General features: G+C 62.2%; 17 protein-coding genes. 5 read left to right on the top strand and 12 right to left on the bottom strand.

Annotated elements, in window-relative coordinates:
- Positions 1 to 35: 35 nt before the first annotated feature.
- Positions 36 to 926 (bottom strand): LysR family transcriptional regulator, encoded by an 891-nt coding sequence (locus D0B32_RS08075; protein WP_117333324.1) that lies wholly within the window; start codon positions 924 to 926, stop codon positions 36 to 38.
- Positions 927 to 1,038: 112 nt separating this feature from the next.
- On the opposite strand from D0B32_RS08075, the gene D0B32_RS08070 reads away from it, so the two are divergent.
- Positions 1,039 to 2,034, top strand: a complete 996-nt coding sequence (locus D0B32_RS08070; RefSeq protein WP_117333323.1) for an alcohol dehydrogenase catalytic domain-containing protein — start codon at positions 1,039 to 1,041, stop codon at positions 2,032 to 2,034.
- A 71-nt stretch (positions 2,035 to 2,105) separates the two neighbouring features.
- On the opposite strand, the gene D0B32_RS08065 is transcribed toward D0B32_RS08070, so the two are convergent.
- Complete coding sequence (locus D0B32_RS08065) at positions 2,106 to 3,038, bottom strand: LysR family transcriptional regulator (RefSeq protein WP_117333322.1); 933 nt, start codon at positions 3,036 to 3,038, stop codon at positions 2,106 to 2,108.
- A 115-nt stretch (positions 3,039 to 3,153) separates the two neighbouring features.
- On the opposite strand from D0B32_RS08065, the gene D0B32_RS08060 reads away from it, so the two are divergent.
- Positions 3,154 to 3,879 carry an SDR family oxidoreductase gene (locus tag D0B32_RS08060; RefSeq protein WP_117333321.1) on the top strand — a complete coding sequence of 242 codons (726 nt, stop codon included), beginning with the start codon at positions 3,154 to 3,156 and terminating at the stop codon, positions 3,877 to 3,879.
- Between the two features lie 79 nt (positions 3,880 to 3,958).
- On the opposite strand, the gene D0B32_RS08055 is transcribed toward D0B32_RS08060, so the two are convergent.
- Both D0B32_RS08055 and D0B32_RS08050 read right to left on the bottom strand, forming a co-directional pair.
- Entirely contained in the window at positions 3,959 to 4,543 is a 585-nt protein-coding gene (locus D0B32_RS08055; protein WP_117333320.1) for a DUF308 domain-containing protein, read from the bottom strand.
- A 215-nt stretch (positions 4,544 to 4,758) separates the two neighbouring features.
- A complete protein-coding gene (locus D0B32_RS08050) occupies positions 4,759 to 5,172 on the bottom strand; it encodes a GFA family protein (RefSeq protein WP_117333319.1) in 414 nt (137 codons plus the stop codon).
- Positions 5,173 to 5,221: 49 nt separating this feature from the next.
- Between D0B32_RS08050 and D0B32_RS08045 the strand changes: the two genes are divergently transcribed.
- On the top strand, positions 5,222 to 5,803 hold the full coding sequence (locus D0B32_RS08045) for a zinc-binding dehydrogenase (RefSeq protein ID WP_181969742.1): 582 nt from the start codon (positions 5,222 to 5,224) through the stop codon (positions 5,801 to 5,803).
- A 725-nt stretch (positions 5,804 to 6,528) separates the two neighbouring features.
- Entirely contained in the window at positions 6,529 to 7,290 is a 762-nt protein-coding gene (locus tag D0B32_RS08035; RefSeq protein ID WP_117333316.1) for a response regulator transcription factor, read from the top strand.
- Here D0B32_RS08035 and D0B32_RS08030 read toward each other — a convergent pair.
- The 7 genes from D0B32_RS08030 to D0B32_RS08000 form a co-directional block, all read right to left on the bottom strand.
- Positions 7,232 to 9,088, bottom strand: a complete 1,857-nt coding sequence (locus D0B32_RS08030; RefSeq protein ID WP_117333315.1) for a hybrid sensor histidine kinase/response regulator — start codon at positions 9,086 to 9,088, stop codon at positions 7,232 to 7,234. The genes D0B32_RS08035 and D0B32_RS08030 overlap by 59 nt on opposite strands.
- Before the next feature lie 167 nt (positions 9,089 to 9,255).
- On the bottom strand, positions 9,256 to 9,687 hold the full coding sequence (locus D0B32_RS08025) for a response regulator (RefSeq protein ID WP_117333314.1): 432 nt from the start codon (positions 9,685 to 9,687) through the stop codon (positions 9,256 to 9,258).
- Positions 9,688 to 9,882: 195 nt separating this feature from the next.
- Positions 9,883 to 11,445, bottom strand: coding sequence for an ATP-binding protein (locus D0B32_RS08020; protein ID WP_117333313.1), 1,563 nt, complete (start codon positions 11,443 to 11,445; stop codon positions 9,883 to 9,885).
- The gene (locus D0B32_RS08015) at positions 11,445 to 12,248 is read right to left on the bottom strand and encodes an alpha/beta fold hydrolase (protein ID WP_117333312.1); all 804 of its coding nucleotides are present in this window, start codon (positions 12,246 to 12,248) and stop codon (positions 11,445 to 11,447) included. The genes D0B32_RS08020 and D0B32_RS08015 overlap by 1 nt, the downstream gene beginning before the upstream one ends.
- Positions 12,249 to 12,457: 209 nt before the next feature.
- Positions 12,458 to 13,507 carry an alpha/beta hydrolase gene (locus D0B32_RS08010; RefSeq protein ID WP_259294912.1) on the bottom strand — a complete coding sequence of 350 codons (1,050 nt, stop codon included), beginning with the start codon at positions 13,505 to 13,507 and terminating at the stop codon, positions 12,458 to 12,460.
- 42 nt (positions 13,508 to 13,549) lie between these two features.
- Positions 13,550 to 15,853 carry an FdhF/YdeP family oxidoreductase gene (locus D0B32_RS08005; RefSeq protein WP_117333310.1) on the bottom strand — a complete coding sequence of 768 codons (2,304 nt, stop codon included), beginning with the start codon at positions 15,851 to 15,853 and terminating at the stop codon, positions 13,550 to 13,552.
- A 106-nt stretch (positions 15,854 to 15,959) separates the two neighbouring features.
- Complete coding sequence (locus tag D0B32_RS08000) at positions 15,960 to 17,039, bottom strand: catalase family protein (RefSeq protein ID WP_117333309.1); 1,080 nt, start codon at positions 17,037 to 17,039, stop codon at positions 15,960 to 15,962.
- A 229-nt stretch (positions 17,040 to 17,268) separates the two neighbouring features.
- Here D0B32_RS08000 and D0B32_RS07995 point away from each other — a divergent pair, with 229 nt between their 5' ends.
- Positions 17,269 to 18,738 (top strand): DUF1254 domain-containing protein, encoded by a 1,470-nt coding sequence (locus D0B32_RS07995; protein WP_117333308.1) that lies wholly within the window; start codon positions 17,269 to 17,271, stop codon positions 18,736 to 18,738.
- A gap of 61 nt (positions 18,739 to 18,799) precedes the next feature.
- Here D0B32_RS07995 and D0B32_RS07990 read toward each other — a convergent pair whose 3' ends face one another.
- The gene (locus D0B32_RS07990) at positions 18,800 to 19,690 is read right to left on the bottom strand and encodes a LysR family transcriptional regulator (protein ID WP_117333307.1); all 891 of its coding nucleotides are present in this window, start codon (positions 19,688 to 19,690) and stop codon (positions 18,800 to 18,802) included.
- Between the last annotated feature and the right edge of the window lie 74 nt (positions 19,691 to 19,764).

The raw sequence follows: 19,764 nt of genomic DNA, 5'->3' as shown, positions 1-19,764 counted from the left end.
CACATCATTCGTACGACCAACCAGGCGCGCGACGTTCAGGCGGTGGGTGCGAAGGCCGCGTGCAGATAATCCATCAGCAGCTTGACGCGCATCGGCACGCGCCGGCCAGCCGGATGGACCAGGAAAGTAGGAATGGATTCGCACGGAATCTGCGGCAGCAGCACCTGCACTTCGCCCGTGGCAATCTCGGGTGCGACCACCCACGCGGGAACCTGGGCGACGCCGAGCCCGCTGAGGATGGCCGCGCGAATCTGTTCGGCGTCGCCGGTCATGAACGGACCACGTGGCAGATAGGCGACCGCGTCGTTGCCGGAACCGAACAGCCACGGACGACGCTCGCGTCCGTGCGCGAAAACCACGCAGTCGTGCGAATCGAGATCGTCGAAACGCTCGGGCGCCGCATGCGCCGCGAGGTAGCCACGGCTCGCGACCAGCACGAATGGCGAATCGCACAGCTTCCTCGCGATCATCGAAGAATCCTGCATACGGCCATGACGCACGGCGAGATCGATGCCGTCGCCGATCATGTCGACATGCCGTTCCGAAACCCCCATCTGGATTTCGACCTTGGGATAGCGCCGGAAGAACTCCGGCAACAGCGGCGTGATGCACAGGCGCCCATGTGCAGGCGACGTGCTCAGACGAATCAGGCCGCGTGGCGATTGCTGACGCTCACCCACCGACGACTCCGCCACATCGAAATCGTCCAGCAGCGCTTTGGCCGACGCGTAGAAGGTCTGCCCGGCTTCCGTCACGCTCACCTGGCGTGACGTGCGCGCGAGCAGTTGCGCGCCCAGATAGCGTTCCAGCGCGCCGATCTGTTTGCTTACGGCGGGTTGCCCCATGCCTTCGGCGCGTGCCACGGCCGTGAAGCTGCCGGTTTCGACCAGCCGTACGAACAGCCGCATTGCGTCGAGCCGATCCATGCCTTCCTCCTGATATCAATTCCGCGATGGAATCAATGGTATGCCGGTTGCCGCCGTTTTCGCAATGGATCGAAGCGCTTAAGGTAGGGCTTTCCACCTGAGGAGCAGAACCATGAAAGCGATTTGCGTAACCGCCACGCGTGATCTGGAAGTGCGCGACGTAACGGCGCCCACAGAAGCGGCAGCGGGCCATGTGGTGATCCAGATGGCGGCGTCTGCCATCAATCACGGCGACAAGACCTTCCTCAAGCGGCCCGCGTCGGTGGGCGCGGCGCTGCCCCCGGTTCAGCACGACGTGTGGGGCGCGTCGGGCGCCGGCACGGTGATCGCAATTGGGGACGGCGTGCCGGCGCGCTATCTCGGCCGGCAGGTCGCCGTCTACCGGTCGCTCGGACGCAGTACGCAGAGCATCGGGCTATGGTCGGAGCAGGCGCAGATGCCGTACACCAACTGCCTGATCCTGCCGGACCACGTCGCGGCGCTCGATTACAGCGGTTCGCTCGTCAATGTGATGACGGCGTATGCGTTCATCGAGGAAATCGTCGCGGCGGGGCATCGCGGCATCATCGTCACGGCAGGCCATTCAGCGACCGGCAACGCGATGGCCGCGCTCGCCCGGCAACGGAACCTGCCGGTCATCTTCCTCGTGCGTACGGATGCCGCGCGCGACGCGCTGCATGCAGCGGGCGTCGAGCACGTGATCGTGACGCATGAAGGCTACACGACGACGCTTGCCGAGCGCGCGGCGCAACTCGGCACGACGGCGGTATTCGACGGCGTCGGCGGCCGTTTGCTCAGCGAGGTGGCAACGGCATTGCCCGTCAATTCGACGATCTGGTGCTACGGCTTTCTGGATGCGGCCTCGCCGATGGCGTTCCCCACAGCGCTGGTGATGGGGAAGAACCTCGTCATCCGGCGCTTCAGCAATTTCGACAGCGCCACCGTCAGGGACCGCAGCAAACTGGAAGCGGCGCTGGAGGCGCTCGAAAAGGTGATCGACGATCCGCTCTTTCGCACGCGCGTTGGCGCGACGTTCGCCTATGAGCAGATCGAAGCGGCGATGGCCTACGAAGGAGCTGGTGGTGTGAAGGCGGTTCTCACGGCGTGATGGGCGTTGGTGGGCGTTCCAGCCAGCAACCTACGACGGCCGAACCGGACGCACGGCGTCCGGTTCGGCCCTCACCCAGCTTGCCGCTGAAACGCCTGCACGAACACGTCAGCCAGCCACGCAAGACCCGGATCCTGATCGCGCGCAGCCGACCACATCAAGGAGACCTCGTAGCCGGGCACCTCGAACGGCAGCGCACTCAACCTCAGCCCCAAGGTCTCGCACCAGATGCGCCCGATGAAGTCCGGCACCGTTGCAATGGCCGGGGTGCGCCGCACGATGAACGGACTCGTCGCGAAGCTCGCACTGGAAAACACCACGTTACGCGTCAGCCCCTGCAAGGCCAATTGCTCATCGATGAAACCCTGCAGACCGGCACTGAACGATGTCAGCACGTGCCGATAGCGCAAAAACTCCTCCATCGACAAACGCGCGCGGCGCATCTTGACGAGGCGCGGATTGAACACGCTCACAAAGCGCCACTGGAAAATTGGCTTGCGGCGCTGCCACTGCACGCACTCAGGAAAGACGCCCACCGCGAGTTCGATATCCCCTTTGTCGAGCATTGCAGCGGCGCAGGTCGAGTCCGTGGGACGGGCGATGATCTTGACATCGGGCGCAGCGGTGCTCAAGCGATCCATGATCTCCGGTGTCATCAGGACTTCCAGCGAATCGCTCAGGCCAACCCGAAAGACCCGTCGCGCAACAGCGGGATCGAACACGGGCGGCTGGGTCAGCGTCTGGTGCAAGGACTGGAGAAAAGGTTCGATCTGCCGCGCGAGTTCGATAGCCCGCGGCGTCGGCGCGACGCCGCGTGAGGTCCGCACGAACAGTTCGTCTCCGAAGGCTTCCCGCAAGCGCTTTAGCGCGCCGCTCACGGCCGGTTGGCCAAGAAAGAGCCGTTGCGCCGCGCGCGTGACACTGCGCTCCTCGAACAACGCACGGAAGGTCAGGAGAAGATTCAGGTCGAAATTCCTGAAATCATTTTCAATGATGTTCGTCATCGCAAGGAACGATTTGAATGATATGCGGCGCAATCGCATTCTATCGCTATGGGACGGCGGCAACGCGCGATTCATGCGAGCCGGCCGGCCCCCTTTCAACCGGAGGAACGTTGCTATGAACTGGGAAAATCAGCAAGTCGTGGTGCTGGGTGGGTCGTCCGGCATTGGCCTCTCAACCGTGTCGTGGCTGGCTGCCGCCGGTGCGAACGTGACGGCGGTGGGCCGCAATCAGGACAAACTCGACAAGGCGCTCGCCAGCTTTGGCGGGCATGGGCGCGTGGCCGGCGAAGCGCTCGATTGCAACGATCGCGCCGCGCTGGAGCGCTTCTTCGCCCGTGCCGGCAAGGTCGACCATCTGGTTCTGACGCTCTCTGGCGGCGAAGGCGGAGGCCTGTTTAGCGAGCTGGATCTGCGCGCGCTGCGCCGCGGCTTCGAGGCCAAATTCTGGCCGCAACTCGAAGCGGCGCAGGCGGCCCTGCCGGCGCTGCGGCGCGACGGCAGCATGACGTTCGTCACCGCGATTTCCGCTCGCATCGCCAATCCGGGTGTGGCTGGACTGGGTGCGATCAACGGTGCGCTCGAAAGCATGCTGGGCACACTCGCCCGCGAGCTTGCGCCGCTGCGCGTCAACGCGGTTTCGCCGGGTGTGATTGATACGGCCTGGTGGGATAAATTGCCCGAAGCCGCCCGCACGGAACTGTTCGAACAGCAGGCACGAACACTGCCGGTCGGCCGCGTCGGACGGCCGGATGACGTCGCACATGCAATCCGCTTCCTGATGGAAAACACCTTCATGACCGGAAGCGTCATTGAATGCGACGGAGGCTTGCGGTTGACCTGACCACGCCGCGCGATGGCAGCACGAGCAGGGCCCCGCCCTCAGGCACCGGTCATCTGAAGGCGGGTAGCGGCGCGGTTCGTCAATGCGACGATGCGAACTTGCGCCGCAACTGGCTGACCGACAGCCACACCGCCGAGACGAGGAAGTAGAGCGCCCCGACACCGGCGTAGCCCGCCACCCGGACGATTGCAGGAGGCGTCGACGCATGTGCCTGTGCGATGAACAGCACGCCCACCAGCGCCGACTGGCCGCCGCTCAGCATCATCGCCCATTGCGCACCGAAACGCTTCCTGCGGCGCAGCGCAGTGCCGAGCTGGAGCAGACCGGACAAGACGGCCCAGACGCCGAATACATCGAGGACGAGGCTCGCATCGACGTTCAGCACGACCGTCACCGCCAATGCAATCGCCACGCTGGCGAAGACGTTGAAGGTCTGGGTCCGGTTTTCGCGCATGCCGCCGCTACGCGACATGTCCACGTAATTGGCCAGCGCATCCCACGCGGGATAGAGAATCAGCAGTGCGGCGCCGACCGCCATGACATGCTGCCCGACCGTGAACGCCAGCGTGAGCCAGACGACCGAGAACGCGGCACGGGTGAAGTAATAGTATTTGAGCCACTGCTCATCCCGAAGGCGAGCGGTATCCGAAAGCAGAGTAGCCATGAAAACTCCTTTGAGATTTCGCCTCGCGCGGCGCGACGGGACGCATCAGGCAGCTTGCTGCAATGACCGGTTGGCAGGACTGCACGAGGGTCGTCGCGGCAAGGAGTCTGGATTGGGAGAGATCATCGCATCGAGCCTGGCTTCGCAACATCGGTCGAATGACCGATGCGTTCTCCAGGGCCGCGCCGGCGGCCCTGTCAGGCGTCAGGCTGCTGTCACTGCTGGGGGGACTGCGGAAAGTGCGGCAGTGCCTCGTCGAGGCAGACCCAGCCTTGCGCACTGGCGGTATAGATGTCCAGCGTGGGTTTGAAGCCGGAGGTGTCGTCCAGCGAGGGAAACCGGATAGACGTGACTTGCGGATAGGTCGAGCTTTGCGTGAACAAGGGCGTGCCGCACTCCGCACAAAAGCTACGGGTGGTGAGCCCGCCGCTGCTTGCGCGAACCGCATGGCTTCGCGGTGTACCGCTGATCTGGAGATCGGCCGTCCTGACGACGATGCCTGATGCAAACGGAGCGCCGCTGGCGAGCTGACAGTCCTCGCAATGGCAGTTGATCATGGCGAGAGGCTCACGCGCACAGGCATAGCGGACCGATCCGCACGCACACCCGCCTGTTACTGGAATCGTCATAGTGCACTCGTCATTCGATGGCTGGATTGATCGCGAGTTTACAACGTCCGTGACCGGCGAATTTTCGCCAAGTGACTGGCTGATCTCGACCGCGGCAAATTCAGCCGTGGGCCGGGCGATCATCCCCATTGCGAGGACCCGCGGATATCGCACCGTCAATCTCGTGAGGCGCGCGGAACTGATCGACGAACTCAAAGCGGCTGGCGGCGACGTCGTGCTCGTCGATGGGCCCGATCTTCCCGCGCGCATCGCGGCCGCCACTGGTGAAACGAAGTTTCCGCTGGCGCTCGACGGCGTGGGCGGTGCGACGACACAACGCCTGCTCGATTGTCTCGGTGTCTATGGAAAGCTGGTTATCTGGAGCGGCATGGGTGGCGAGCTTTCGCCCATCAACAACGTGCCGATTATCTTCAACGGTCAGTCCATCCACGGCTTCTGGATCATGAACTGGCTGAAGGTGCCGGGAAACACGGAACGACTCGGGGCGCTGTATGAAGAGGTCGCACCGTTGGTCGCCTCGGGTGAGATCACGTTACCCATTGCCGATGAATTCGGTCTTGAACAATACGCCGAAGCACTGGAACTTGCGGCAAAGCTTCGCGGCAAGGTGATCTTCCGTCCGGGTCGCTGAGTAGAAATTGCCGTTTCTGGATGAACACGACAAGGCGGCCAGGTTTGCAAACAATCGAGCCGCCTGTCGGTCCTTCAGCTCAATACCCTCTTCAATGGCCCCTATAGACGTCGCAATACCACGCGTTGTCCACGCAATTCATCTGACGCGGCCGGCCCATCGCGGTTAGCGGCGCGACCCCGCCTCGGTCGTCAGTCCCACGATAGCCGCTGCCATCGTTCGACGCAGGCATCGCGTTGATCTGACTCTGCGTGGTGAGTGGCGCATCGCTGCCCGACGCTTGCTGAGCTTGGGCAACTTCTACCGAAAACACCGCGACGACGGCCGCGGCCATAAGCACTCTGGATGACGCTTTGGATAACATTTCCAACCCTCCTCATATCCCATTGGAACAACGCACTCAATACGGATGAGTCGATGCCAGCGGCGTTGCCGTGACGATCTATCGCTTTTAATTTAATTAGTCATCCGATCGTTATACCCATGTCGCTACAGGTTGCCCTCGCGCTGAAAAGGGCGACCTGTTGCGGCACCGGTGTTACATTGATTCTTGGCCGGACGGGCTGCCACGGCAAGCCACATGCGTATGGTCGGGTACGGTCCCGCGGCCAGTAAGCCCACCGTCCGATCGCCAGAAAATTCGGGCCAATCGGAAAGATCTGCTACATATGTAGCAAGGACCGCCGGTTCGATCGAACCCTGAGGGTTGTTCTCACGAGGGTGTCATGCGCGTGCTGATTGTCGACGATCACGAACTGTTCCGCGCGGGGCTCGAACTTCTCTTGAAGGAGCGCTTCCAGGAACTCGACGTGCTGTTTGCGGGCACGCTTGCCGAGGGTCTGCATCTCGCGCTCGCCGAGCCCCTCAATATCGTGATTCTCGATCTCGCGCTGCCCGATGGGCACGGCTGCATTGCACTCGAGCAATTGAAGGAGTTGCGGCCGTCGTTGCCTGTCATCGTGGTATCCGCCGACGAACGCGTGGACACCATTCGCCGTTGCATAGAACTGCGCGCGGTGGGATACGTGCCGAAGTCATCCCCACCGGAATCGTTGCGCGTTGCAATTGGCGCCACGCTCGCAGGCGGGGTGTTCCTGCCCGCGTGGAGTATTCCTGCATTGCAAGGGCAACCAGGACCGGAGCCTGTCATACCGCCCTCCCCGATTCCCGCACCCTTAAGTGATCAAACACATGATCAAACACACGTCTCGGACGCCGCATCGCTCGGCTTGACCGCCCGCGAATTCGAAACGCTGACGTTGCTCGTCAGGGGCCTACCTTCAAAGGCCATCGCCGTGAAAATGCGGCTCGAAGATATCACGGTGCGCAAGTACATCAGCCATCTGCTGGAACATTTCAGGGTGCGCCGCCGGACCGAACTGATCGTGCTGCTGGCGGACCAGGGCATCAAACTGGGGCCGCCGCCGCTCACGGAGCCGGCGCAAGATCGGACGCTTTCCGGCGCTCCCGCGAAAGAAAGTGACTGACGTCGGCCAATGTGCGCTCCGGTGCGGACGACTTGCGCAACAGCACGAAGGGCGCGGCAAAGTCCTGTATCAAGCGCGGAGAAAATAGCTCGCCGGTGATGAATGCCACGGGTAAGGCGCCCGCCCACGCGTAATGCTGGCGAACCTGGGCCGCGACCTGCACGCCGTTGGGCCCGTCGCCTAGGCGTATGTCCATCACGATCAGGTCGGGCACTCTTCCTTCGGGCGTGAGCACGCCCTCGATATCGCTCAGCGAAGCGGCTGTGTCGACCAGCGCGCCCGCGCTCACGAAGAGTCGCCGCAGCCCTTCCAGGATGATCGGATCGTCGTCGCACAACAGAATGTAGCTGCCCTCGAGCGCGGACTGACGAACGGGTTCATCGTGCTGCTCGCTGACGAGGATCGGTGTCATACCCGACACCGGAACATACAGGCAGAACCGCGAGCCACGCCCTTCCACCGAAGCGAAGCGCATGCGGTGCTTAGGCAGAATGCCGATGATGCGCTGGACGATCGACAAACCGAGTCCCAACCCTTTCGAGCGGTCACGTGCCGGATTGTTGATCTGATAGTACTCCGTAAAGATGGCTTCCCGATGGGAGGACGCGATGCCCACGCCGGTGTCCCACACGTCGATGCGAAGCTCCTGGCCGAGATCGACCCATCCGACTACCACGCCGCCCGCCAGCGTATTTTTAAGCGCGTTCGAGACGAGATTGGACAGCGCTCGTTTGAGCAAGGAACGGTCTGTCTCGATGTGCGGAGGGGGACGTTCACGCGCGCTGACAACCAGACGCAATCCGCGCGCCCTTGCGGCGTCATGGTACTGGTCGACAATCTCGCGGACGATGTCCTGAATGGCCACCGAGGAGAGACTCGGCGCATAGGCGCCCAGCTCGCTGTATTCCTGCACTCCCTTGAACATGGCCAGCGTATCGAGCGCAGTTTGTTCGACCACGGCAAGGTCCTGCACGGCATCGGTTCCGTCTGCAAGCCGGGAGCGCGCGCTTCGAATGAAAAGATTGATCGCCGCGAGGGGCTGCTGGATGTCGTGATACGCCGCTGAGAAGAAGCGTTCCTTTTCCGCCAGCACTTCTTTCATTCGCTCATTCTGTCTGGCAATCAAACGCGAGGCCCGCTCCGCGCGAATCCTGGCCGCTCGCAGCGTGCGGCGGAACATGAACTCGCGCCGGGCCGCAAGTTCGAACTGGACACAGAAGATCACGCCCGCCACGTACATGATGGACAACACCGAGCCCCGTGACGCCCAGCCCGCACCGATGTGCTGCGCGCCATCGCGTGGCCACAGAAAAAGCGTGAGGTGGAAACTCACGGCACACAGGCCGACCAGCCATGCCGCCGTAATGGCGCGCAGCCGAAGCAAGGTGAAGATCGTAAAGAGGACCAGCAGGAATTCGGGGAATATTTCACGAAAGGCGAGCGGCGCAGGATACAGCTCCATCAACGTGAGCAAGGTGGCCCAACTGCTGACGAGCCACACGCCGAGCAGGCCGACCACCCAACGCTCATTGAAGGCACGTACTCCCCACAGCAAAAAGACGGGGACGGCCATGCCGACGATCCCGGCACCACGCAGCAGGACCACGCGCGGCAGAATGTCCGGCGCGACCTGAGTGAGCAGCCACCAGTCGCGGCGTGTAAAGAACACCCACAGCAACAGGCTGACCGCGCCCGCTATCCGGCGCTGTCCTGCGTAACGTTGCGCGTAATCGACTCGAAACGCCCGCTCCAGCGCCGCCGAACGAAACTTCCGCACGATGAAGCCCGACAGACTCATCCCGTGCCTCTTCAGGTGCCTCTTCAGAGAAGCCGATGGCGCCCCATGTCATGGGCGCCGCCGGAGTTCGATCACTGTGCTGCGTGCCTCTCATACTGCCCAGCTATTCAGATTAGCACCGTTGGTGTGTCCGCGGCCCCCCTACAAATGTAGCTTTATTTCTTGCGTCAATGCACGAACGTCTTGATCAGGTCGAGGAGCCGATCCAGCGATTGCCCCTTCTGGTAATAGCCGTCGAACTCCGCATCCGAAAGATGGCGGCGCACCTCCGCCTCGTCGAGCGAGGTGTGCGCGACGATCGCGATGTGTGCGGTACGCGGATTACGCCGCACTGCCAGCGACGCGTCAAAACCGTTGCATTCCGGCATGGAGATATCCATCAGAATGACGTGTGGATCCCACGAAATTGCCGTGTTGATCGCCTCGTGACCGCCATAGGCGACGCGACAGCCTACGTCTTCAATCGAAAGATAGGCGGCCAGTGCATCCGCGGCGGTCGTGGTGTCGTCGACCACGAGCACACGGAGCTGGTGGCCGCGCACGTTCAGGCTGCGCGCCGTCCACTTCTGGACGGTCGAACGGGTATGTAGACGCTGCATAGGGCTCCCTGAGGTCCGTTTATCTGGACATCCCGGATCGTATGGCGTATCGAACCGCGTGATGCCCTGCTGACTCTCAGGTCTGGTACGAGCAATTCTCGGGCCTCAGCTTCGCGCCATGCCCAATCACCGCGCCGTACAACCTGCAAAACTCCGCCAAAACTCCGGCAAAGCCTATCGTTTCAGTCAGTTCCGTCACGGCGCAGGGCGCGCCAGAATGCCCATGAGCTGCTCGTAATCGAGCGGCTTGGTCAGGTGGAAATCGAAGCCGGCGAGCAAGGCGCTTTCCTTGTCCCGCTGCTGCGCCCATCCCGTCAAGGCGATCAGGGTGACGCGGGAACGGCTCGCGCGTGCGCGGATACGCGCCGCCACCTCATAGCCGTCGAGTCCGGGGAGCCCGATATCGAGAATCACCGTGTCCGGCTCGAACTCGTCCAGCAAGGCAAGACCCGTCACACCGTCCGAGGCAGTTTTCGTGCTGTGCCCGTCCAGTTCCAGGAGCATGGCGAGACTCGCCGCCGTGTCCTCGTCATCGTCGATGATGAGAATGCGCAGGTCGCGGTGCGGCGCGTCGACTTGGCGGATCGACGCGTCATCGTCCGCGCTCAGGGGGCCTTCCACAGGAAGACGGACGGTGAATTCGCTGCCTTTGCCGGTGCCCGCACTATGCACCGTGACCGTGCCGCCGTGCCGTTCCACGAGCGCCTTCACGAGGGAAAGACCGATACCGAGGCCGCCTTGGGAGCGCGGCAGACCCGGTGAAAGCTGGGAAAAAATCTCGAATATGGACGGCAGATGCTCGGCCGCAATGCCAATGCCGGTGTCGCGTACCCGGATAACCGCGTCGCCGTCTTCCCTTTTCACATCCAGCCAGATCGAGCCGCCGGCGGGCGTGTATTTCGCGGCGTTGTTCAAGAGGTTCTGCACGACCTGCGAAAGCCGCGTTGGATCGGCGGTCAGCACGAGCGGCGCATCGGGCAGGCTGATCTCGAGCGTGTGCGACGACGCGTCGATCACTGCCCGCGATGTCTCGACCGCCTGGCGAATGACGGAAGCGAGATCCACCGCCCGCGCGCGAATCTCCAGTTTTCCTTCGGCGATCCGCGACACTTCCAGCAGATCGTCGACGAGCCGCGCAATCTGGCCAATCTGTCTTTCGAGCACATCACGCGACCAGACCACCTGAGGATCGGTGAACTGCTTGCGCCGGAACACCTCGATCACGGTGCGCAGGGGCGCGAGCGGGTTGCGGATTTCGTGGGCCAGCGTGGCCAGAAACTCGTCTTTTCGGCGATCCGCGAGACGCAGCGCTTCCTCGGCCAGTTTCTGCGCGGCAAGCGCCTGTTCGGCCCGCTTGCGCGCCAGCACCAGTTCCTCTTCGTACTTGTGACGGTCATTGACGACGATAAAGGCGAAATCATCGTAATCCACGCCCTCGTGCCGGTAGCGGGCCGCGTTGATCAACATGGGGACCTTGCGGCCGTCCCGGTGGCGTACATCGAGTTTGACTTCGGCTACCGAGCGCTGAATGGCGAGCAGCGGCGCCCAGTGCGTCTGGTGGAACACCTTGCCGCCCACCGTCAGCAGGTCCTGGACCCGGCGCTGATGCAGCAGTTCATCGGGCGTGTAGCCGGCCCATCGGCAAAACGTTGCGTTCACCCGGACGATGGTGCCGTCGGTCGTCGTCGTCAGCAGTCCGCAGGCTGCGTGAGCATAGGCATCGCTGACAGCCTTCAGGCTCGACCGTGGGCTATCCATCACCGCACCAGCGTTTCCAGAAACGCTTCGGTGGCATCTTTGCTTGGACCGGGCGCGCTTATATGAGGACAGTGACCCACGTTCTCGACGATGCTCACGGTGCTGCCCGGGATTGCCCGACGCATGTACTCGCCCACGGCGAGCGGCGCAAGCAGATCGTCGCTCGACTGGACGATCAAGGTGGGCGTCGTGACGTGCGCGAGGTCCGCGCGATGGTCGGCGAGAAACGTGACGCGGGCAAAATGCCGGGCAATCTCCGGATCGGTACGGCAGAAGCTGTTGGTCAGTTCGTCCGCCAGCTCCGGCTGCTCGGGCGAGCCCATGATGGCGGGGGCCATGGTGCTGGACCAGCCCAGATAGTTGCTCTCCAGCGCTTCGAGGAGTTCTTCGATGTCGGCACGGCTGAAGCCGCCGACATAGTCGCCGTCGTCGATAAAGGAGGGAGACGGTCCGATCATCACGTTGGCGGTGAACAGGTCCGGACGTTTGATGGCGGCCAGCATGCCGATCATCGCGCTGACCGAGTGGCCGACGTAGACCACCGGGCCATCGGCAAACTCCTCGATGATCTCGACCACATCGTCCGCGTAACCGGCGAGCGTGCTGTATTTGACCGCGTCGTAAGCAGCCAGGTCCGACTGTCCGCCGCCCACCAGATCGAACAGAACGGTTTTATAGCGGTTGGCAAAGCTGGGCGCGAATTGCCGCCACATATGCAGGTCGCAGCCGAACCCGTGGGCGAACAGCATCGTCACCGGGCCCTCGCCCGAGACCTGCACGTTGTTGCGGTACTGGACGCTCATGGTGTTCCTGAAGCGCGAGATTGAGGAGAAGGACTGACCGCCATCCGGCGCACCCGCGCACCCGCGCGTATCGGATCTGTCCATACGGTACACGATTCTGGAGACCGTACCGTTTCTTTGTTGCTGGAAATGCGTTTCAACCGCGCATCACACATTACGTTGCTTTCAGTGCGGTGGATGCGCGGCGCGGCGTAATGTGCCGACCACGCTCATTGCGCCTCGCCAAGGGCCTTGCGTACCGTCGACAACAGAACGGGCCAGACAGGCGAATCCGTCATCACTTCGTCGAAATGACCTGCATCTGGCACGGTCAAAGCGATGGCTGAATCTCCCGCGCGCCCGGCAGCGTCCGCGTAGCGGCGCGCCAGCCGCGGCGGAGCGATCGTATCGTCGTCACCGTTGATTGACACGGTGCGTATCCCCGCGGGTAACAGGTCGATCGGAGACGTATCCGCAAAGACATCCGGACGGCTATCGCCCGGTGCGCCCGTCAGCAGGTCGGCGTCAATGCCGCATGATTTCCTGATGACGTCGGCATCGTTGCGAAGATCGGGCAGCCCGCCCAGACTTACCACCGTGGGGATACGCAGGGAATGACTCACCCACAACGGACTGTTTTCCGGTATTCGACCACGCGACGCGGCCCATAACGCCAGTTGCGCCCCAGCCGAATGTCCGACTGCGACGACCCGCGTCAGATCGATTTTCAGCGTGCCTGCGTTGCGGGACAATTCGTCGATCGCGCTCGCAATGTCGTTGTAGGTGCCGGGAAATCCCCCTCCCTCTTCGTCCACCCGCCGGTACTCGATATTCCATGCCGCGATGCCCTGGCGCGCAAACGCCGCCGCCAGGGAGCGGAACTGCGCCAGCCCACCGTATCGACTTTGCCAGCACCCACCGTGAACGAGGATGACGACCGGTGCCGGGCCCTGCCTCTCACCGGACGGCGCGAAATATTCAGCCCGCTGCGAGGGTGCCGGTCCGTATGGGTAAATGGCGTCGGCTGGCGGCCCTTCAGTCGCAAGATAGGTTTGCAACGAGACCGGTTTCGCCGAAGCCGCACACGCAAAGGCCATCAACAACAGTCCGATCATGCGGGCGCGGTGCCTGACAGGAACGACTTGGGTCATCAACGAGGTCTCGCCTGCGGCTAAAAAAATAGCCCACTCGACAGGGAGCGGGCTATGAAACACACACCAGAAGGGATCAATCTTCCGGGACCGCACACAGTAGCACATCTGCACAAAATTGGATTGCACGGCCCATCGCGATCCGACACGCGCCCTGCGGCGTGAACGCGATCACTGCGTCGCCGCCGATGCCGACTTACGCAGGCGCACCGGGATCGACTTCGAGGCGGGCACGAGACTGTCCTTCGCGTGGTGCCATAGTGGAATCAGCCGGTTGCATTCGGGGTAATAGCCCATGATGCACCCGGTGGGAATATCGAAGGCATGCACGTGCATGCCGTCTACCTCGCGTATCACGTCATCATTGGAAGCCGTCGAAACGCTCACCTCGTCGCCCTCGGCGAGTTCGCGCCTCGCCATGTCGTCGCGATGCATCAGCAGAACGTTACGCGTGCCATGCACGCCACGAAAGCGGTCGTCGAGTGAGTAAACCGTGGTGTTGAACTGACTATCGCCACGCGTGGTCATCAGGCGAAGTACATCGGGCCCGGACGAGGGCATGTCCGCGTCTTCGTCGAGCGTGTCGGGCACGATGAAATTCGCCTTGCCGTTCGGCGTTTTCCACCTGCGTTCGGCAGCCGGTATCGGCCGGTGAAATCCACCGGGTTGGCAGAAGCGTTCGTTGAAATCCGCGAATTGTTCGGGATAGGTCTGTTCGATCGCGTCGCGAATCTTCGCGTAATCGCCAACCCATCCGTCCCAATCCACGCTGGGATTGTGCGGCAGCAGCGCCTTGGCTATACCGGCCACGATGGCCGGCTCCGACAATAGCAGTTCGCTGGCAGGCTCGGCATAACCATGCGAGCCGTGCACGCACGCCGTGCTGTCCTCCACGCTCACCCACTGTGCGCCGCTCGCCTGCTGATCGACTTCGATGCGCCCGAGGCACGGCAGCAGGTACGCGACTTCGCCATGCAACAGATGGCTGCGGTTCAGTTTCGTGGCAATCTGCACTGTCAGCCGTAACGAGCGCCATGCGGCATCCATGACGTGATGGTCCGGGATGGCCACCTGAAAATTGCCGCCTAGTCCGATGAACGCTTTTACCTTGCCATCGAGCACGCCCTGGCAGGCTTCCACGGTGCTCATGCCTTTACTGCGCGGCGGCTCGAACCCGTAGAGGGCTTTTAATTTGTCGAGCGGCGCGAGTTCCGGCTTCTCGGTAATGCCGACCGTGCGCTGGCCCTGGACGTTCGAGTGGCCACGAATCGGACAGATGCCCGCGCCGGGCCTGCCGATATTTCCGCGCAATAGCAGCAGATTCGACAGCATTTGCACGTTCTGCACACCGTTGCGATGCTGCGTGATGCCCATACCATACAACACCATCACCGCTCTGGCTTTGGCGTACTCGGTGGCTGCGGCAGTCAGCGCGTCACGCGTGAGTTGCGAACGGGTCTCGATTTCGCGCCAGCTCATGGCGCGCATCGCGGCCGCAAACGCTTCGAAACCTTCCGTATGTTCAGCGATGAAGGCGGCATCGAGCACGCGCGCGGTGCCGTCGCGTTGCGCCGCGTCGTCCCATTCGATCAACAGCTTGCAAAGGCCCGCCACCGCTGCCTCGTCGCCGCCAATCTTGACCTGATGATATTGCGTGCTGATGCGGGTTTCACTAGGCGTCAGCATTTCGAGCGGCGACTGAGGATTGGCGAAACTGACGAGCCCGCGCTCCCTGACCGGATTGAACGTAATGATCTGGGCGCCACGTTTGCGTGCGTCCTGCAACTGATGGAGCATCCTCGGTGCGTTGGTACCCGTGTTGTGACCGAAGAAGAACATGCAGTCGGTGTGCTCGAAATCTTCGAGCGTCACGGTGCCGACCGGCGAACCGATCGTTTTTGGCAACGCGACCGACGTGCTCTCGTGGCACATGTTCGAGCTATCCGGCAGATTGTTCGTCCCGTACAGCCGGGCGAGCAGTTGATAGAGGTACGAGGTCTCGAGCGACGCCCGACCGGACGCGTAAAAGACTGCCTGATCGGGCTCGAGCGCACGCAATTCCTGCGCAATGCCAGCAAACGCGTCTTCCCAACTGGTCGGCACGTAGCGGTCGGAGACCGGGTCCCAGCGCATCGGCGCAGTCAGGCGTCCCGATGATTCAAGCTCGAGGCCGCTCCAGGATTCGAGTTCAGTCAGCGTGTGTCGAGCAAAAAATTCCGGATCGATATGCTTGCTGGTAATTTCCCACGCCGTGGCCTTCGCACCGTTCTCGCAGAATTCGAACAGATGCGGGTCGGCCGGTTTGGCCCATGAACAACTGACGCAGGCGAAGCCGTCGGGCTTGTTCTGATGTGAAAGGATTGCGCTGCCATGCAACGCCACATGCTCCTGGATCAGAATGCCTGCTACGGCTTTGACCGAGCCCCAGCCGCCCGCCGGGTTGCGGTAGGTTTTGATTGCGGTATCCGTACTCATGCGATCTGCTCCTTGCGGGAATGACGCGCCAGAGACTCACGGTCGAACCACGCGGTTCGACCGAATACCGACCGCAACAAACGGGCCAGTGGCGAGACGGCCGGCGTTATCCGTGCACCGGGCAGCCATTCACGCGACCGCGGAATTCCGACGACATCTCATACGCTGGTTTGCGTGCCCGCATGACACCGCCTATGGGCCGATGCGCTGCCAGTCCGTGCCAGGGGCTGAAGCTCAGGCCATCGTCGATGGCAGCCGAACGCGATTCGGTCCATGCGGGTTGAGGAGCCACATGAAGACGCGCGACGGTCACGTAAGGGCTGTCTTCTTCGGGCCATTTCACCGAAGCATCCTCCACGGGCATCTTTTCGATGTCCGTAGCAAGTTGCACGCGCACTTCCCACGTGCCGCCCTGGGTGGCGAAGAACTCGTTCACGGCATCGCGCAATGCGTTGGGGTGACCATTGACGTCGAGCGGCGCATCGGTCAGCGCCGTCAGTTCTGGCGAGACAGGTACCACGCTCAACTTGGCGAAGTACGGGCCGTAAAGGAACGGCACGACCGTGTAGAACGTCTCGCCGAGGATATGGGTCTCCGCATGGCCCCCCAGACTTTTGAGGGTGCCGCTTTCGCCGCCCACCGCTTCGACCACTTTTTCAGCGCCGCGCAGCACGGCCGACAGGACCTTCTTGCCGGTCGGGGCGCGGTCGGTCGTCCTGGCGAGCAACTTGAGGCTGGTCAGGAACGCTTTGGGCGTGGCCGCCGTAAATGCGGGCGCGTTGATCATGACGAAGTCTTGCGTGCGTTCGCTTTCACTGCCGGGGAGGCGTTCGCCTTCCACGTCTGCGATCTTTATCGCAAGCCCGCGTGGCGTCGAGACACTGTCGTCGAGTATGTCGCCCGGATTGGTCGACAGGCGCATCACGACTTTGTGCGTGCCCGCGCGCGCGAACACGCCTTGTGCGAGTTCCGCAGGGAGGTCGTCCAGCACCATCAGTTCTCCATCGAGAAGCCCGTGGCTCTTCGCATGCACACTGCGCACGCCGTGCTGGTAGTCCTCCGAGGTCGTTTCCAGAATGCCGCGCATGGCGTCGACGAGTTCACGAGTGGTCTCGGCTTCGTCCTCAGGAATCTGCTCGAAGGTCGAATCGAAAGGTAGCGGGCGGATCGCGAGTGGCGTAGGCATGAATGGCTCCAGGGCGTGGGTTGTGAACCGGTTTGCGTGCGTATTTGCGTGTGTATTTGCGTGTCCGCCGCAACGGCCGTGCCCGTCCGCCATTTCCCCCGAGGGCAACTGGATTGCCCGAATCCCCTATCGATTCTTTTTCTGACGCTTGCCACAATCGCCGATGTAAATAGCAGTGATACGTCCTGCCCACGCGCGACGCTCCTTTCATCCGAAGCGGTGTGAACCCATGACGACCATGACAAAACGCAGCTTGATGCTTGCAGCCATTTGCCTGCTTGCACTTGTCTCCAGCACCGCCGGAGCGCAGGACGGCAAGGAACCGCTTGGCGGCCAGCCGCCGGCAGGCAGCCGTCCCTCCGCGGACCTCGACCATCAAATCCTGCGGCAGCGCGCCTTCGAAGCGGTCAATTGGGCACTGCCCGCGGTGGAAATCTACCGCTTTCGTCCCGCCGGCGAGGAATACCTGGGTTTGAAGGACAACGACATTCTCGCGTATTCGAAGCCCGCGACGCCGAACCTCGAAATCGTGACAGCCAACAGTTCGACGCCGTATATTTCCGCGTTCACCGACCTGCGCAAAGGCCCCGTGGTGCTTGAAATTCCGCCCTCCGGGGCGGACGGCAGCCTGTACGGACAGGTGGTCGACGCGTGGCAGTTCACGATTGCCGACGTCGGCCCGACTGGACTCGATCAGGGAAAGGGCGGCAAGTATCTGTTCACGCCGCCAGGCTATACAGGCGCGATTCCCGAGGGATATATCCACATCGCCTCGCCTAGCTATCGCATCACGCTGGGGTTCCGCTCGATCGTCCAGGCGGGGAAAACAACCGAAGATGCGTTCAATTTTTCGCACCGGCTCCGTATGTACTATCTTTCGGACGCGGCCAACCCGCCCCAGCAGCGGTTCATCGATCCTGGCGACCGGCGCTATCCGACGCTGCCGTTTTTCGACGAGCGCTTCTTCAAGGATCTCGCCGACATCATCCAGGTCGAACCCGTGCGGCCGGAAGACAAGGCGATGATGGGGATGCTCGCGTCACTGGGCATCCAGAAAGGCAAGCCCTATAACCCGGACGCGGAAACGATACGCGCCATGCGTCAGGGCGCCGCTGACGCATGGTTCAGTCTGCAGGCCTACTTCGATCACCCACCCAAAGACGTCCTCTACTGGCCCGAGCGGCACTACGTGTCGCTCCTGCTCCCCGACGACAAGAAACAGTTCGACTACGTCTACGAAGACCGGGTCGATTACGTAGGACGGGCCCGCGCTTTCTTCTGGTGCATCTACATGCCCAAAACGCTGAGCGATTCGCCAGGGACCATGTATATGGTCGCCGTGGCCGACAAAAACGGCAAACTGCTCGACGCGAAGACCAGCTACAAGGTCACGATTCCGGCCAATATGCCTGCCAGGCAGTTCTGGGCCGTCACCGTCTATGACCATGCGACGTGGACTTACATCTATAGCAATAGCGAACGCACCACATTGTCTTCGTATGACATGGACAAGATGAAGGCGAATCCAGATGGCAGCGTCACGATCTACGTCGGCCCGCACGCACCGAAGGGGCTCGAATCGAACTGGATTCCCACGGCTGGCCGGCGTCCTGCTCCCACGGTACGGTTCTACGGACCGACCGATGCGCTGATGAACAAGTCGTTCAAACTCCCCGATTTCGAAGTGGTCGGGAAATAGCGGGAGGAGACCCTGGCTGTGTGACTTCGCTCAAGCATTCGGCCGGGCTAATTCAACCGGGCTAGATACGCGGTGGCAAAGCCCGGGCAAAAAACTCCGTCGCGCGGCGCACGCGCGCCGGGACGAAGCGCCGTTTCGGCCACACGAGGCTGACGTCTCTGGCCTCGTTGATGAACGCGTCGAGAATCGTCATCACATCCGGATGCCGCAGTTCGTCGGCCAGAGAGACCTTGGCGAACAGTCCAATTCCCACGCCGGCCATCACCCCGGCCCGAATCGTTTCAACGCTGTTGGACGACAGATTGCCGCGCACGGCCACGCTGAACCGGCCCTCCGGGCCAACGAAAGGCCAGTTCTCCGATTCCAGCAGGCCGCCATACAGCAGGCAATTATGATCGATCAGTTCATGAGGATTGCCTGGTATACCGTGCTGCGCGAAGTATGAGCGCGAGCCGACGCACACTAGCGGCGTACGGGCCACCACTTTGACGACCGCATCGGGATCCGTGACCGGGCCTACCCGGATAGCCAGATCAATGCGGTCCTCCACCATATCCCGCACGAAGTCGGACAACACCAGATCGACCTGCAGGCCGGGATTGAGTGACAACAGTTCGGGAATGAGCGGCAGCACGTGCAGGCGGCCAAACGTAGCCGAGGTGGCGATCCTGATCGGTCCAGCCGCGATATGCGTGCTGCTGGCCAGTTCACTGTCTGCCTCGTCCATCTCCTCGACCAGCGGCTTGGTCCGGTCGTAGTAGCGCTGCCCTTGATCCGTCAACGTCACGCTGCGGGTGCTGCGATTGAACAGCATGACGCCGAGGCGTTTTTCCAGCGCGCCGATGGCCTTGCTGATGCCGGACTGCGAATCGCCGATTCTGCGGGCCGCGGCGGAGAAGCCGCCCGCTTCGACCACGGCGATAAAGGCATTCAATTCGTGAAACCGATCCATGAAGCGCCTCTCGGTTGATCCATTCTTTTGAAGAATAGATCTTATGAGAAATCCACGGATTATCAATCCCTGCG

This window comes from Paraburkholderia sp. DHOC27 (genome assembly GCF_003429005.1).
Lineage (GTDB): Bacteria > Pseudomonadota > Gammaproteobacteria > Burkholderiales > Burkholderiaceae > Paraburkholderia.
Note: the sequence above shows the minus strand (reverse complement) of the source record. Positions and strands in the feature narration are given on the sequence as shown.

Coding starts and splice junctions, on each gene's coding strand:
- D0B32_RS08005 (WP_117333310.1), bottom strand. CDS start 15,853: ATGAGTACGGATACCGCAATCAAAACCTACCGCAACCCGGCGGGCGGC.
- D0B32_RS08075 (WP_117333324.1), bottom strand. CDS start 926: ATGGATCGGCTCGACGCAATGCGGCTGTTCGTACGGCTGGTCGAAACC.
- D0B32_RS08025 (WP_117333314.1), bottom strand. CDS start 9,687: ATGCAGCGTCTACATACCCGTTCGACCGTCCAGAAGTGGACGGCGCGC.
- D0B32_RS08050 (WP_117333319.1), bottom strand. CDS start 5,172: ATGACGATTCCAGTAACAGGCGGGTGTGCGTGCGGATCGGTCCGCTAT.
- D0B32_RS08020 (WP_117333313.1), bottom strand. CDS start 11,445: ATGGATAGCCCACGGTCGAGCCTGAAGGCTGTCAGCGATGCCTATGCT.
- D0B32_RS08070 (WP_117333323.1), top strand. CDS start 1,039: ATGAAAGCGATTTGCGTAACCGCCACGCGTGATCTGGAAGTGCGCGAC.
- D0B32_RS08035 (WP_117333316.1), top strand. CDS start 6,529: ATGCGCGTGCTGATTGTCGACGATCACGAACTGTTCCGCGCGGGGCTC.
- D0B32_RS07995 (WP_117333308.1), top strand. CDS start 17,269: ATGACGACCATGACAAAACGCAGCTTGATGCTTGCAGCCATTTGCCTG.
- D0B32_RS08060 (WP_117333321.1), top strand. CDS start 3,154: ATGAACTGGGAAAATCAGCAAGTCGTGGTGCTGGGTGGGTCGTCCGGC.
- D0B32_RS07990 (WP_117333307.1), bottom strand. CDS start 19,690: ATGGATCGGTTTCACGAATTGAATGCCTTTATCGCCGTGGTCGAAGCG.
- D0B32_RS08015 (WP_117333312.1), bottom strand. CDS start 12,248: ATGAGCGTCCAGTACCGCAACAACGTGCAGGTCTCGGGCGAGGGCCCG.
- D0B32_RS08055 (WP_117333320.1), bottom strand. CDS start 4,543: ATGGCTACTCTGCTTTCGGATACCGCTCGCCTTCGGGATGAGCAGTGG.
- D0B32_RS08030 (WP_117333315.1), bottom strand. CDS start 9,088: ATGAGTCTGTCGGGCTTCATCGTGCGGAAGTTTCGTTCGGCGGCGCTG.
- D0B32_RS08065 (WP_117333322.1), bottom strand. CDS start 3,038: ATGACGAACATCATTGAAAATGATTTCAGGAATTTCGACCTGAATCTT.
- D0B32_RS08000 (WP_117333309.1), bottom strand. CDS start 17,039: ATGCCTACGCCACTCGCGATCCGCCCGCTACCTTTCGATTCGACCTTC.